Here is a 15,036-nt window from a genome sequence, read left to right on the forward strand (position 1 = left end):
CTTGATGCAGAAACAGGATAGCACACACCGCCAAAAAGGTCAGCACTTAACATCACTCGAGCGCGGAAAAGTGGCCGGATTCCGCCAAGCTGGGAAGTCCAATCGTTGGATTGCTGCTGAAATTGGCGTCTGCCCGCAGACCATTAATAATGAAATCAAGCGAGGTACAGTAGATCAGGTCAAGAAGAGTAATGGCAAGCGCGTCTACCATCGACAATACCTGCCAGAGGCTGCTCAGGCTCGTTACGAGACTGCACGCTTGAGCTGCCATCGTCCTGACAAGTTCGCCAGCGTACAGGTCTTCTTAGCCTGGTACGTACAGCGAGCTAAGCAGGACAAATGGTCGCCGGATGCTTCATTCGGCTATGCCAAGCGACACAAGCTGTTTACTCCTGAAGAGCTTGTTTGTGCCTCGACTTTGTACCAGTACATTGACGACCAACGCCTAGAGATTCGAAATATCGACCTGTTGGAGAAGACTAAGCGGAAGACCTCTCACCAGCACCACACCAAGGCTAAGCGCCTGGCTGGCCGCAGTATCGAGGAACGGCCTAAGGTCGTTGAACGACGCAGGCAGTTCGGTCACTGGGAGATGGATACCATTGTCGGTAAACGCAATGGCAAGGAGAGCGTCATCTTGACTCTGATTGAGCGCAAGACCCGTTGCCAACTTCTCCGCTTGATCGAAGGACGAGATGCAGACTCTGTGAGCTATGCATTGCGTGGAATCAAGCGCGAATGGGGAGCTTGCATCAAGACCATCACAGCCGACAACGGACCCGAGTTCACCGCCTTAAATACTGCTTTTGCTGGGACGGAAACTGAGATCTTCTACGCCCATCCTTACACGTCCTGCGACCGTGGCACCAACGAGGCACATAACCGGATGATCCGCCAGGACTTCCCTAAGGGCATGTCCCTAGATGACATTAGCCCTAGTCAAGTGCAGGCCACGCAAGACCGCTTGAATCAGTTGCCTCGCAAACAACAGGGCTACTGCACACCCCAGCAAAACTTTGAGGCCGAAGCTCGGCGCGTTCGCCGCATGGCCCAGTAGTCTCTCTAGCGCCACAACTTCTATTTGATAACGGCCTGTTCTGGGATTGTCCTCAACGACTGGCTAACTTGTTCTTGCAATTTACGCATTTTTTCCTCCAAGACTCTCACGTATTTTCTGCAACTCGCAGAAACGATGAACTATACCCAGTCTGCTCAGCTGTTGGGCATTACCCAGCCCGCTTTAACGCAGCAAATTAAGAAGCTGGAGCGGACGGTGGGAGCACCGCTGTTCTATTCTGTCGGGAAAAAACTGCATTTGTCGGATGCCGGTCAGACGATGTTGAAGGCAACACACGAGATTTATGAGATTCTGAATCAGACGACCGACGAGATTCAGCAAACTACCAGCGCCACTGTGGGTAAAATTAATATTGGGCTATTGAGTTCGATTGAAGACAGCGCCTTTAACGCTTTCATTGCCCATTACTATGATTTGAATCCCGAAGTTGAAATTACTTTGCGGATGATGACACGCCACGAAATATGGGAAGCACTAGAAAACAATCAGGTTGATTTGGCGATTATGAATCTACCTGACGAGACGATCAAGAACTGGAAACCATATGCCAGCAAGAAAATTCTCGATGAGCAGTTGCTGTTCTTACATCATGACGATTCGTTGGCAAACCGTAAGCGCCTTCATTTTAAAGATACGCTTGCTGAACCATGGGTTACTTATCCGGATGATTATTTCCTGGGGCAGATGCTTCACGAAGCCTACAAGAATCAGATGGTTGATTTTCCGCATGTGGTGGCGCACTTTACCACGCCATATCAACTTACGCAGTTTGTTAATCACACCGGCGTGAATACTGCCTTGCCGACGAGTTTTGTGACGGCCCACGCTGATCAAATCAAAGCCCATGCTGTTTCATTCGAACCGGCCATTCGCTTTGAGACCTCGTTCGTCTATCGCAAAGAAAAGGCCGACATTCCGCGGATTGCGAACTTTTTTAAGACATTTGATGCTTATCTGGCGGAAAAAGATTATCTGTCGCGGGTCGGCGAAAACAGTGGTAAGATTGAAAGGTAAATACTGAGCTGAGGAGCGATCGATTAATATGACGACTTTGATTTTTGGACATCAAAACCCAGATACGGATGCGATTACCAGTGCCATGAGCTGGGCCGAGTTTCAAAAGCAGGCTGGCAACACAGATGTTGAAGCAGTAGCACTCGGTGAACCAAATGACGAGACTAAGTTTGTCTTGGATCATTTCAAGGTTCAAGCACCGCGTGTCATTAAAACCGCAGCAAATGAAACCGACACTGTGATGCTGGTAGATCATAACGAATTTCAGCAGAGTGTTGCTGATATCGAGGACGTGCAGATTGCGTCAGTGGTTGATCATCACCGGATTGCGAACTTCCACACCGCTGCACCGCTGTTCTATCGCGCAGAACCGGTTGGCAGCACGAATACCGTGATCTTTGAATTGTTCCAGGAGCACGGCTACACGATCTCACCAGCATTAGCTGGATTGATGGCGTCAGGGCTGATCTCAGACACCTTGTTGCTGAAATCACCAACTGCCACGGACAAGGATAAAAAGATTCTGCCTGAAATGGCTAAAATTGCGGGGATTGATTTGCAATCGTACGGTTTAGCCATGCTGAAGGCTGGCACTAATTTGGCTGCTAAGTCTGATATGGATATTATCGAAGGCGACGCCAAGAGCTTCACAATGGGCGGCAAGTCGATCCGGATCGGTCAGGTCAATACCGTCGATCTGGATGACATCTATGCGCGTCAGGATGATCTGTTGAACGCCATGACCAAAGAAGCACAAGCGAAAGGCTATGACGATTTTCTTCTGATCGCAACGGATATTTTGAACAGCAACTCAACTGGCTTTGCTGTTGGTGCTGACCGCGATAAAGTAGCGGCAGCATTTAACGAAAAGTTCGATACGAACGCTCGTTTGGCATTGCCAGGGGTGGTTTCGCGTAAGAAGCAAGTCGTACCGCCGATGCAAAAAGCATTTGAAGGTTAATTTGCCAGTTTGACGAATATGTTTGATTGAATCGCAGCCAAGAACGTTCAGCTGCGATTTTTTGTATTGTCTAAGCCGGGCAAGATGGCGATTGAGCACTGAAGCTAAACTGGGCGACTGGTTCAGTTGAAAGCTTGATGTCGTGATGATCAACCATGGATAGCAATTTTTTGTGAATCAAGATTTGATGTAGACTTGATTGACTGTATGAGTGCCGGAAATTCCCGCTGCGTTCGACTGAGCAGTTCAATGAGCACACGAGAATGCTAGGGTTGCGGAATTTAAGTTAACTTCTTAGAAAATCTGCGACATCAACGATCTGCGCACTACTTCGTATAATATATATTATGTAAACTAGAATGGAGAATCAGGGAACGGCACTTTTCGCTATATTTTGCCGGGCAGTAAATTCTTCCTAGTACACTCCCCCACTCGTGGATATCGGAAATTTTTTAACAGCAACGAGATCGGCGCAAAAGCAGCGGTTTGATTCGAGGTTAAGAATTTTTTGCAAATTTTATGTACGATGACTGATCAGCAAACTTTATGCAGATGTTTTGGCTTAAACGGACATTTATCGGATAATCAGTAAATTTGCCCAGACTGGCAGAAATCAATCAATTGTTGCATGATTGCCACTTTTGTGATGGCCGCATATTTTGGCTGATAGCTGATTCATGATGAATTGCTGAAGCTTGTTCAAAATTGTAGCCAAACAACAACCACCAACTGAATTTTTCCAGTAGCAAGCAGCATCCAGTGCTGCAGACGGCGAATTTTAAAGTTCGAAAGTTCGGTGGTGCGAGCGAGTTTTCATACATAAATTCGGATCAATAAACACGTTTAAGAATTAACGGGATTTGGCGACCTTAACCAGGCTTTGACGTTTACCTTTGGATAAAGCTAGAACTTTATTCAATACAGTCTCACATCATTTTGCCGAAACAATCTGCGTTAAATCGCGGTTAAGTCGCTCATCTTCCTCGGCACCAGCCTCTTTTTTCAGGTATACTAGCATTATCTAGAAGAAAACATATGTTCGAGGTGATGATGTTTGTCGACTCAGAATTATCCAAAATTAATCCACGCCATGCTGCCCTCTTTGCCTGACTACATTCAGGACTACTATCACAGTCAAAAAGCAATTCCGATTGCTGACTCTACCCTTTACCAGTATCTGCATTTTTATCAGGAGTTTCTTGACTGGCTGATCGCTAGCGGCGTGACGACCGCCACTTCCCCGCAATCTGTGCCGCTTGAAACACTGGAGCACCTTTCTTTACGCGATGCGCAGGCTTTTATGGCTTATCTGCTAGAGCGGCCTTCCAAAACGCATCCAAATAAACGGATGACGCGGCGTAGTGTTGCCTTGCGATTAGTGGGCATCAAGGCGCTTTATCGATTTTTGACCGAGGAAAGTGAACCGCATGAAGACGGTGAGCCTTACTTTTACCGCAATGTCTGGAATAAGGTTAAATTAAAAACCCACGCCGAGACGACGGCTTATCGCAATCACAAATTGCAGGAAATGCTGTTTGTGGACGGTGAAGATGCTAAGTTTTTGCATTGGCTGGATCAGGTTTATGCCCATCAGCTACCTTCGAAGCAACGGGCTTACTTTAATGCAGCCAAACAGCGCAACTTGGCGATTATTGCGTTGCTGTTTGGGTCTGGTGTGCGTGTGAGTGAGTTGGTCAATATGAATCTGGAAGATTTGAATATGGACCGACACACGGTGCAGGTTGTGCGCAAAGGCAATTTTCAGGATCGGGTGAATTTTGCGGACTGGATTGACCCCTATCTCACCGCGTATTTACAACAACGTGCGGCCATTATTGGCTATCAAAAGCCGACCTCGCCGCTGTTTGTAACGCAGGTTGGTCAAACTGTGAAGCGGATTCGCCAAAATACGATCGAGGCTTTTTTTAAACGTTACACGACGGCTTATGGTCGACCATCCACACCGCATAAAGCGCGGCATACGTTAGGGACGAATATTTATACGGTGACCAAGGATGTGCAACAAGTGGCCGATCAGCTTGGGCAGACGACCACAAGTGCGACTGATCTTTACATTAACCTAAGCGATAAACGTGGAAAAGCCGCGCTGCGTGAGGTTTCTGAAACAGCAGCCAAGGCGTTGGATCGGCACACCCAACAACCGCATGAAAACTAGTGCGCCTGAATTAGCCTAGACGGGTGTTATTCAGGCGTTTTTGCATGGACAGGCTTATAATGAAGCCAGTTAGCATAAGGGTAAATAGAAAGGCGTGATTCATTGTGTTGGATGTTAAGGATTCAGTGAACCGGCTGGCTTGGACCACCGAGCACCATTTTCTGCATATTCAGGCGCGGCATGATTTCATGCGGGTTTGGGCCGTTCAATTCGAAATGGCTTATACGGATTTTCGGGTGATTCAGATGGCCATACAGCTTGGCGGTGAGCAGTATCATGATCTGCTAAAGCGGTTTGCGGCTGCCTATGAAGCAGTTTATCCATTCGAATACGCTTTTGCGGCAGGTGGCCTTGCCGGTTTTGATGAACAATTTGCCGATAAAATGGCCGATTATCAAACCGCTGAACAAAACCTGCTTAAGCTGATTGCCGAGATTAAAGCCTTGCAGCCGGCTTGAGACATAACAACTAAAAGTGCCGTTTCTGACAGTATCGTTGTAAATAAACGATGGGTCAGGAACGGCACTTTTTTTAGAGTTTTGGTGGTCACCGGACTATCGCCAGAGCCCCCTTACCTACCTGCGACTGGTTGGTTGGCGGCGGGAAACGATGCGGTAATAAACGTTGCCGGTTAGACGATACATTAACACGTAGATCACGGCAAAAATGGCTAACGTGATGAGTGAAACGGTCAAGAAGAATTGCCAATCAGGCAGGCCAAACAGCATCATGATTCGCTGCACGAATGGCAAGGCAAAGCCAACGTGGATGGCAGCAACGACTAACGGCAGATAAAACAGCATGAGCAGTTGGCTGTTGATGGTTGACCGCACCTCGCGTAGGCTTAAGCCGACTCGCTGGAGAATGGTGTAACGCCGCTCATCAGCATAACCTTCCGCCAGTTGCTTGTAGTAAAGTATCAGCAAGGTCGCCAAGATAAACGTGGCACCAAAGACGATGCCGAGGAACAGAAAGCTGCTCATCATGCTGGCGGTATCGTCGTAGTTGACGGCGCGGGACTGAACAGTGTCAGGAAGTGCGATGCCACTTTTGTTTAAATCTTGATACAGCTTAGTTTGGTTGACATGACTGCCGCTCAACATTAAATCCTGATTCGTGGTGACATCTGTTTTAAGCTCGGCCATTGTCTTTTTCGGGTACAAATGATGCAATGCCGCGAGCATTTGTGTTTCAGATGGAAATGCGACGAAAAGATTGGGAATAAACGTTTTCGGTGCATTGGGAAAGCTTGAAACCCGCGTTGCGACATGGTAAGTTTGCTTCCCGATTGTCAGAGTATTGCCAGCGAAATGATTGGACGTGTAAATAAGAATATTGTTTCCATTCAGCGAACGGTGTTGTCCCGTGTACCGATTGTAGTTCGCAATGGTCATCAACTGGACGCTGCGGGCATTGTCAAACCCAAACGGCCCGTTGATACTGTTTTGGGAATTCAACCGGTTTTTTTCAAGCAATGCCAACGTGCTGGAAGGACCAGCAAACGTGCGAATTGATCGGATACGGACGTGATGGGTTTTGGCCAGCTCGGTGACGCGATTGGCAGCTTCGGCATCATTTGTTTTAAGGGAATAAGATAAGTCGACGGGCGTTTGTGCGTTAACGATTTCATTGATACTAAAGAAAAGCGTGGCGGTCGTGGCCAGCGTAATGAGGGTCATGGTCACCAAAATGGCAATTGATGCTAAACCGGCGCCGTTTTGTTGCATTCGGTAAAGCAGATTCGAGACATTAATGAAATGCTTAGGCTGGTAGTAATAGTTTTTTCGACGTCGCAGCCATTTTAAGACAAAAACCGAACCCGACGTGAATAAGCCATATGTTCCTGTGATGACCAGTATGACCGCAAAGAAAAACATGTTCATGGCTTCCAGCGGATTGGTGATGACAACGGCCAGTGTATAGCCGGCGATTAAACATACAAGGCTGAAAATCAGCGTGAACCACGCAATCTTCGGTTCCCGCTCACCGGCGCTTTGTTCGCGAACAATGTCAATTGGCTGCTTGCGAATAAGCCAGATTTCATCGATGAACATTAAGATGATGAAGAGTCCGATTGTGATGATGCCGGCAATGCTGAAGGCTTGTTGGCTCAGACCAAACTCAAGGTGGTGGTTGACATGCAGCACCTTGGCCAGTGTCAGATAGCTAATCCGCGACAGGACTGTTCCCAAAGCACCGCCCAATAGCAATGTTGCCAACAGAAGCAGCAATTTTTCGATGGCCATCATTTTGCTGAGTTCGCCTTTGCCAAAACCGATGATGTTGTACAAACCGAGCTGACGGATGCGTTGCTTGCGAAGAAAATTGTTGGCATAAATCACTAAAATGATGGAGACGATTGCGGTAATGACCGAGCCAAACATGAACAGCGATCTGCCAGCCGAGGCGCCAAATTCGCTGAACAGAACATCACTGCTGGCATAGGCATTTAGCATGATCAGATTGATCGCCATTAGAAAGCTGGTGGTGATGACAAATGGGACAAATAAGCGGCGGTCTGCTTTGAGGTTGGTGGCGGCCAGTTTGAAATAGAATTTCATTGCCCTTCGCCTTCCTTCGTCAGCATCGCCGTCATCGTCTCGCTGATTCGGGTCAGGAATTCCGGTTGATCAAGTTCGCCCCGGTAAAGTTGATGGAAAATTTGGCCATCCTGGATGAAAAGTACCCGCTTGCTATGGCTGGCAGCAATGGCACTATGCGTCACCATGAGAATGGTTTGCTGACTCTGGGCATTCACGTCTGTCAGCAAGTCCAAGAGTTCGCTCGAAGTTTTGGAATCAAGCGCCCCAGTCGGCTCATCGGCCAGCAGAATTTCCGGTTCGGTGATCATGGCGCGGGCGGCGGCGACCCGTTGCTGCTGGCCGCCGGAGAGCTCGTACGGATACTTTTGTAAGAGGTCGCTGATGCCCAACCGCGGTGCGAGTTTAGCCAAGCGCTCTTTCATGACGGCTAACGGCTTTTTTGCCAAAACCAGTGGCAGAAAAATGTTGTCTTGCACGTTGAAGGTATCAAGCAAGTCAAAATCCTGAAAAATAAAACCAAGGTGCTCCCGCCGGAATTTAGCACGTGCCCCTTCTTTAACTTTGCGGAGATCCTGGCCGTTGAGGGTGATTTCACCGCCTGTAGGGTTATCCAGTGTCGCAATCAGGTTCAGCAGCGTACTTTTACCGGATCCGGATTCCCCCATAATGGCGACGAATTCGCCTGATTCGACTGTAAAACTGATATTAACCAATGCTTGAACGGGTTGGGCGCCCCGACTTGTATAGGTTTTTTCGACATTTTTTAATTTAAGTAACGTTGACATACGATCTTCCCCTTTCACTGACTAGCTTAAAAGGGATGGCACCCTAAAACTACTTACAGTCGGCTGCAGTTGCTTACAAGCTGGTAAGCTGACTTACTCTGCCAGCCATCGGGTTTGGGGAAAATGAATCGCAAACGTACTGCCAACGCCGACTTTTGACGTCACCGTTAACCGCAAGCCTAATTTTTCGGCGATCTGACGGCTAAGGAACAAACCCAGTCCGCTTGCCTTTTGCGTGGCGCGCCCGTTATAGCCGGAATGCCCTTGTTCAAAAATCCGCGGTAGGTCTTCTGGCAGAATACCGATACCCATGTCGGCGACAAAAACGGCATCCCCTTTTGCGTAAATCCGGATGGACCCGCGCGGCGTGTATTTAATGGCATTCGTCAAGAGTTGTTCAAAAATAAACCGCAGCCACTGACTATCACTGACAACGGTTGGCAATGCTTCGACGGAGACCGTTAAATCTTTGGCAATGAACAATTTGGCTAGATCGCGAACGGTTTCGTTGGCGAGTGGTTTCAACGCCACCTCGGTTAAAACCAGATCGGTGTTGAGGGTTGTCAGTTTGAGGTAGTTTAACATCACCGTCAGATAGCGATTGATTTTGCTGATTTCCAGCCGGGCGTCGTTTGCATTGAACGGTTCTACCTGCAGTAGCAAATCCAAAGCCGTTAGCCGCGTTTTGATTTGATGCGTCCACAACTGCAAGGTGTCTAACATTTCCTGCTCGCGATCGCGGTAGGTGTCGCTGTTTTTTCGCACAGTTTGTTGCAAAGACTGGATTTTTTGGTAATATGCGCGGCCCAACGGATCGGTGATTTGGGTATCGTCCAGCAACGAGACACCCTCTTGTAATTGCTGCCATTCCCGGTTAAAACGCCACAGATCGTAACCGCCAATCACGAGTAACGGAATCAGGGCGAACAGCCACATATTAAGGATGACCTCGATTGAGACATTAACCAGCCAATTTGCCAATAAACCGGTTAGAAGCAACGTGAGCAGGCTTAACCAAACCATCCAGCGTGCATGGTAATAAGCCTTAATCATGGCCGGCCTCCTTGCTGGCTAACCGGTAACCTTTGCCCTTGACCGTCTCAATCAGTTGCGCCAAGCCAACCGGTGCGACTTTCTTGCGCAGCCGATTCATATTTACGGCCAATGCATTGCGGTCGATAAACTCGTCGCCTTCCCACAATTTTTCGATCATGGCTTCGCGGGTCACAACTTCGCCATTGGCACTAAACAAAAGGCTCAACAATTTAGTCTCAGTGGGTGTGATATCAAGCACGCCTGCTGGTGAGCGTAGCTGATTATCGGTCGGCACCAGCGTGAAGTCGTCGTGGGTTAAATTAGTCTCGGTTTGCTGATACTGATAAGTCCGCCGCAGCATCCCCTGAATCTTCGCCAACAAAACCGGCAATTCGATCGGTTTGGCTAAAAAGTCGTCAGCACCCAGGTTCATGGCCATCACGAGGTTCATATCATCGCCGGAACTCGTCAGAAAAATAACCGGTACGTTGCTGTGCTTGCGTAGCTCGCTTAGCCAGTGAAAGCCGTTAAAATATGGCAGACTGATGTCCATAATCACGAGGTCCGGTGCCGCGGCGCGAATCTCTTCGTCAACCTGGTCAAACTTCTTAACCAGGCTGACCGTGAACGCCCAGCGATTCAGGTAATTGGCGATCGTTTTAGCGATTACATCGTCATCTTCAACAATAAAAATCTTTTGGGGCATGCTCATTGCGCTCCCTTCGTGGTGATTCGTGGGTTTTTTTGATCTTTTGATTTACACTAAAGTCAGTTTCTATTTTAACTGATTTCAGGTGTTTAAGTTGGGACAATCAAAAATCGGCTGGCAAGGACAAACTGCGGCCTTTCTGTTAAGTCAAAATTTATTTGTTTTCGGTACGTCAACCGTCTTTTTTGCGGTGCTTTGGGACATTGCCTTAAAAACGTCTTCAGGCGCGTGGATGACGTATGTATCATTGGCGACTTCGTTACCGGCGATTTTAATCTCCTTATCCGCTGGAGTTTTGGCTGATAGGTACAATCGAAAATGGCTGATTGTCCTCTCTGCCGTTGCGGTCACGGTTTTGACCCTCGCTGTTGCCTACGTGTTTGCTTTTGTGACTTAGGAGCTGTGGCTGTTGCTGGTGATTGCCGTGATCCGCAGCTTTGGCAACGGACTGGAAAATCCGGCGGCCAATGCCTTATTGCCGCAGCTGGTGCCAGCCAAGCAAATTACGCGGGTGAATGGCTACAATCAAATTTTGATGGCGGCGATGCTGGTGATGTCACCGTTGTTAGCGGGCTATATTTTAAGCGACTTGGGAATCTTCTGGATTTTCGTCATTGATGCTCTGACGGCGGTGTTAGCAGTACTTTGCATAGGGGTGGTTCACGTACCGACGCCAACTGCACGCCGGGATCGAGCCAGCAAACGGCAAAATGGGATCTTGGCCGGCCTGCGTTACGTGGGGAATACACCGTTGCTGTTGGCGTTCATGTTGTTTACCGGCGCGGCCTTTATTTTAATTGCGCCATCCTCGCAACTATCAACGTTGTATGTGAATCGGACATTTGGCTCGGAAGTCTGGCATTTGACGTTCAACGAATGGTCGTGGACGATCGGTGCTGGCTTAGGGGGCCTGTTTATTGCCCGCCACAAAAAGTTCCGCGATCAGCTTGGTCTCATCGCCATTGGGTTTGCCGGCAGCGGGATTGCGTTTGCGGAAATGGGGCTTAAGCAGCCGTTCATCACTTATCTGTTCTTCATGTTTATTTCCGGGATTTTTTATCCGTTGATTCAAGCTGGCCAGACAATTTATCTGCAGGAGAACGTACCAGCAGATAAGTTAGGGCGCGTCTTTTCGTTATGGGCAATCCTATCGACTGGTATCTATCCGCTGGCGATGTTGGCGTATGGACCATTGGCAGACTGGGTGCCAATCGGATGGATCTTCATCATCACTGGGCTATTATTAATTGGCGTTGCCTACTGGTTCTGGCAGCGGTTAAAAAAATTGCGCTGGTAGCAACGCATGCTGGCGATTATGCTGTATTCAAAAATGCTTCATCACAATGGGTCGGGCAACGGCTCGATATGTGATGAAGCATTTTTCTACTCAAGCTTAAAATCGCTGAAGAGTTGCTGGTAGAGGACGTTACGTTAATTCGATCACCATGGCTTCCCCCCGCAGATCATTTCGAGTGATATGTTTATTTAAAAAAGGTGACTTTGCTTGCTGGGATCCGATAAAGTGAGTCCGGCGCGTTCTTAGGTTTACCCACCGCGATAAGCAGTGTCGGCATGAAGTGCGCAGGATCAAGATCCAGTGCCGGTAGGATTTTCTCGTGATCAAAGCCAGTCATTGCTCCAGTTTCATAACCATAAGCGCGCGCAGCCAACATGAAGGACATCGCGGCCAGACTGCTGTTTTGAATGATGAATTCACGCAACGCCTGTTTGTCGGTCCGGAAAGATGCCACCAGATTCTCAATCATGGGTTTTTGATGCTCGACGGCGCGGTCGGTCAGCAAACCTGCTGCCGCTGCTCGCTTGAACAGTTCTGCTTCAAATGGCGCTAAATCCAGTTCACCACCGACAAGCACAACCGCGGATGCGGACAGAATTTCCGGTGCATTAGTTCCGGCCACGCTGGCGATTTTTTCTTTTGCTGCGTTACTTTGGGCAACGACAAAACGGGTCGGTTGCATGTTGAGTGCGCTTGGCGCTTTTGTCGCATAGGTGATCATTTGCAGCAATTCGCCTTTGCTGATAGTAATTTCCGGATCAAATTCGCGTGCAGTGTGGCGTTTCATGACGACTTCATCAAAGTTATTATTTTCCAACATCAAATTCACCTCTTAGATTGTGAGCGCGCGCCGGCTTCTACACCTGGGAACGCGCTAATGTTTTTGAACATCTTTAGGATACGCTAAATGTTGGCGTTTTCCTAGTGATATTTAAAAATGGTATAGGCTTTATAAGAAGAATGGAAGCGCCATCATTAGCCCGCTATGCCATCGTCAACTGTAATGCACCTAATTCTGTAATCGCCGCTGTCACTTGATCGCCAGGCTTCAAAAAGACTTGCGGGTCGCGGCCAACCCCTGTACCACTCGGCGTTCCGGTGAAGATGAGATCGCCTGGCTGCAACGCCACAATCCCACTAAGATAATGGATTAACGTCGGCACTTTAAAAATCAGTTGGTCCAGACTTGCCTGTTGCATCACCTGACCATTGACCGTTGTCGTGATTTGCAGCTGGTCCAGATTGGCGGTTTCGTCAGGTGATGTGATCCACGGACCGATGGGAGAATAATTTTGAAACGACTTTGCCAAAGAAAATTGCGGTTCCGCATTGGCAAACTGAATCGCCCGATCGCTTAAATCTTCACCGACCATCCAGCCGGCAACATGGCGCATCGCCTCGCCTTCAGGAATATTGCGGCCACCAAAGCCCGATCACCACGACTAACTCGGTTTCCCAGTCGGTTTTGGGCCCATGCATGCGCACTGTGGCAGTCGGCTTGGCCAATGAACTGCTAAATTTGGTAAAAACGCTTGGAACCGTTGGTAACTTGATATGGATTTCTTCCGAGTGATCCAAAAAGTTCATCCCAATTGCAAAGATCTGCTGGCTAGTCGTGAGAGGTGCTTCCAGCTGGTCAGCGCTAAATTGAACGGTCGACCCGAGCGTTAATGATGCCGGCTGCGTTAAGGCAGTCAAAACATCTGGCGCATTCATAATCGGTTGGGCAGTCGATGCTGACGTGATCAGGTACGGTCGGCCGCCAATGTTGGCAATTTTCACTTGAAAAACTTCCTTTCAGAAGTATTAAGGTACGCCTTCAGTTTACTTCTGAATCGTTCCGGTGCCAAACCCATTGACCGTGGCAACAGCGGCTGAGTTGATTCCAAGTAATGCGGAGGCAATGATCTTAAAGTTTGATTCCATTTTTACCCTCAGTGAAGATTCGTCTGAAACGCCTGAATAACTTGTTGGACGGCTTGATTCTGCTCGGCTGTTCCAAAGGTGATCCTTAACCAGCCAGGCATGAGTCCGTCACAAACAAGAAAGCCGTGCTGAAGCAATTCCCGCTTGAGGGCTTGCGCTCGAGTTTGTGGTGCCTGAAAGAATTGAAAGTTCGTTTGGCTGGTGTAATGCGGCAACGCACTATCGGTCAAAAAAGTTTCCCAGCTGCGACGTGCCTGCTGAACGCGGCTTCGTGTTGTCTGAACAAATGCCTGATCAGCCAATGCAGCCTGGGCGCTCAATTGTGCGATGGTACTGAGATTATAAGGCAAGCGTACCGACTGAAGATAGGCGACCAGCTGCTTCGGAAAAATCCCAAAACCAACGCGAAAATTAGCCAACCCGTAGATTTTGGAAAACGTACGTAAGACAACCAGATTGTCAAATTGCGGCAGCAGGCTGATTGCACTTGTGGCGGGATAATCGTCGGTAAACTCAATATAAGCTTCATCCACCAGAACCAGTACATTTTCCGGTACTTGGCGCATGAACCGGGTTAAGGCCGCCAGTGATAGCAGTGTGCCGGTGGGATTGTTCGGGTTACATAACCATACCAGCTTTGTTCGGGGTGTGATAGCCTGCACCATCGCGGCTAGATCGAAGTTGCCGGTTTCGGACTGAATCGGGACATCCACCACCTTGGCGCCTTCAATTTCGGCATGCAACCGGTATTCGGAAAACGTCGGCCAAGGCTCGACAACTTCATCCCCCGGCTCCAAAAAGGTTCGGGCAATTAAGGCAATCACTTCGTCAAGACCGTTACCAAACACAAGCTGCTCACTCGCAACATGAAGTTGGTTAGCCACCGCCATGCGCAACTGACTCGCGTTACCGTCCGGATAATCACGACTTTGCGCAAAGTTCCAGCTAGCTACCGCCTGTTTCACTTCAGAACTGGTACCAAAAGGATTTTCGTTTGCCGACATTCGGACCAGGTTGGTTAAACCTAACTCTTTTTTCAAATCATCCAGCGGTTTTTCTGGGGTATAAGGTTTTAAATGCTTAACGGTATGTTTAAGCACGGGTCTTCCTCCTTGTAAAAAAACGAGCGTGAGCCAGTGTCGTTAGATGTATGACGCCCACTGGCTATTCAGCCGTCAATATTTATTGATGCTGCTGCGTTCCTTCAGACGACTCATTTTCCCTTCGCGACTTGCCAATTCCACTTCGATCTGATCAAGCGTAATACCCCGTTCAACCATCAACACCAGAACGTGATAAGTCAAATCAGCGACTTCGAGGACGAAGGCGGCGTCATCAGGATTTTTGGCAGCGACAATGACCTCGGTGCTTTCTTCGCCGACTTTTTTTAGAATCTTGTCGAGTCCTTTGGTGAAGAGATAATCCGTATAGGAACCGGGAATTGGCTGGGTTTGGCGGTCTTTGATGAGTTCATATAGTTCGGTGATACTTTGTTTGGCAGCTGTCATGGCA

At 48.5% G+C, this 15,036-nt stretch carries 12 protein-coding genes and 2 pseudogenes; 6 read left to right on the forward strand and 8 right to left on the reverse strand.

All coding sequences use genetic code 11. The features are described 5' to 3' along the window. Nucleotides 1-4 precede the first annotated feature (4 nt). The 5 genes from LBCZ_RS06600 (at nucleotide 5) to LBCZ_RS06620 (ending at nucleotide 5,687) form a co-directional block, all read left to right on the forward strand. Nucleotides 5-1,057, forward strand: coding sequence for an IS30 family transposase (locus LBCZ_RS06600; protein ID WP_041084708.1), 1,053 nt, complete (start codon nucleotides 5-7; stop codon nucleotides 1,055-1,057). Between the two features lie 45 nt (nucleotides 1,058-1,102). Then, complete coding sequence (locus LBCZ_RS06605; RefSeq protein WP_052253368.1) at nucleotides 1,103-2,092, forward strand: LysR family transcriptional regulator; 990 nt, start codon at nucleotides 1,103-1,105, stop codon at nucleotides 2,090-2,092. Between the two features lie 28 nt (nucleotides 2,093-2,120). Then, on the forward strand, nucleotides 2,121-3,053 hold the full coding sequence (locus LBCZ_RS06610; RefSeq protein WP_025012354.1) for a manganese-dependent inorganic pyrophosphatase: 933 nt from the start codon (nucleotides 2,121-2,123) through the stop codon (nucleotides 3,051-3,053). A gap of 1,054 nt (nucleotides 3,054-4,107) precedes the next feature. Further along, a complete protein-coding gene (gene xerS, locus LBCZ_RS06615) occupies nucleotides 4,108-5,229 on the forward strand; it encodes a tyrosine recombinase XerS (protein ID WP_025012355.1) in 1,122 nt (373 codons plus the stop codon). 104 nt (nucleotides 5,230-5,333) lie between these two features. Next, the gene (locus LBCZ_RS06620; protein ID WP_025012356.1) at nucleotides 5,334-5,687 is read left to right on the forward strand and encodes a hypothetical protein; all 354 of its coding nucleotides are present in this window, start codon (nucleotides 5,334-5,336) and stop codon (nucleotides 5,685-5,687) included. 117 nt (nucleotides 5,688-5,804) lie between these two features. On the opposite strand, the gene LBCZ_RS06625 is transcribed toward LBCZ_RS06620, so the two are convergent. From LBCZ_RS06625 to LBCZ_RS06640, 4 genes are all read right to left on the reverse strand, one after another. Continuing rightward, nucleotides 5,805-7,790, reverse strand: coding sequence for an FtsX-like permease family protein (locus LBCZ_RS06625; protein WP_025012357.1), 1,986 nt, complete (start codon nucleotides 7,788-7,790; stop codon nucleotides 5,805-5,807). Further along, nucleotides 7,787-8,557 (reverse strand): ABC transporter ATP-binding protein, encoded by a 771-nt coding sequence (locus tag LBCZ_RS06630; RefSeq protein WP_025012358.1) that lies wholly within the window; start codon nucleotides 8,555-8,557, stop codon nucleotides 7,787-7,789. The genes LBCZ_RS06625 and LBCZ_RS06630 overlap by 4 nt, the downstream gene beginning before the upstream one ends. A gap of 93 nt (nucleotides 8,558-8,650) precedes the next feature. Next, the gene (locus LBCZ_RS06635; protein ID WP_039639004.1) at nucleotides 8,651-9,610 is read right to left on the reverse strand and encodes a sensor histidine kinase; all 960 of its coding nucleotides are present in this window, start codon (nucleotides 9,608-9,610) and stop codon (nucleotides 8,651-8,653) included. After that, nucleotides 9,603-10,298 (reverse strand): response regulator transcription factor, encoded by a 696-nt coding sequence (locus tag LBCZ_RS06640; protein ID WP_010488338.1) that lies wholly within the window; start codon nucleotides 10,296-10,298, stop codon nucleotides 9,603-9,605. The genes LBCZ_RS06635 and LBCZ_RS06640 overlap by 8 nt, the downstream gene beginning before the upstream one ends. 97 nt (nucleotides 10,299-10,395) lie before the next feature. Between LBCZ_RS06640 and LBCZ_RS06645 the strand changes: the two are divergent. Then, nucleotides 10,396-11,598 (forward strand): annotated as a pseudogene (locus LBCZ_RS06645) (MFS transporter). Nucleotides 11,599-11,782: 184 nt separating this feature from the next. Here the strand turns inward: LBCZ_RS06645 and LBCZ_RS06650 are convergent. The 4 genes and pseudogenes from LBCZ_RS06650 to hisE all read right to left on the reverse strand — a co-directional run bounded on the left by LBCZ_RS06650 (nucleotide 11,783) and on the right by hisE (nucleotide 15,032). Next, on the reverse strand, nucleotides 11,783-12,418 hold the full coding sequence (locus LBCZ_RS06650) for a nitroreductase family protein (protein ID WP_025012359.1): 636 nt from the start codon (nucleotides 12,416-12,418) through the stop codon (nucleotides 11,783-11,785). Nucleotides 12,419-12,581: 163 nt separating this feature from the next. After that, nucleotides 12,582-13,380, reverse strand: a pseudogene (locus LBCZ_RS06655) (fumarylacetoacetate hydrolase family protein). 152 nt (nucleotides 13,381-13,532) lie between these two features. Beyond that, entirely contained in the window at nucleotides 13,533-14,624 is a 1,092-nt protein-coding gene (hisC, locus tag LBCZ_RS06660; RefSeq protein ID WP_039639007.1) for a histidinol-phosphate transaminase, read from the reverse strand. Between the two features lie 75 nt (nucleotides 14,625-14,699). Beyond that, nucleotides 14,700-15,032 carry a phosphoribosyl-ATP diphosphatase gene (gene hisE / locus LBCZ_RS06665; RefSeq protein WP_025012360.1) on the reverse strand — a complete coding sequence of 111 codons (333 nt, stop codon included), beginning with the start codon at nucleotides 15,030-15,032 and terminating at the stop codon, nucleotides 14,700-14,702. Nucleotides 15,033-15,036 lie beyond the last annotated feature (4 nt).

Origin of the sequence: Lacticaseibacillus casei DSM 20011 = JCM 1134 = ATCC 393 (assembly GCF_000829055.1) — a bacterium.
GTDB lineage: Bacteria > Bacillota > Bacilli > Lactobacillales > Lactobacillaceae > Lacticaseibacillus > Lacticaseibacillus casei.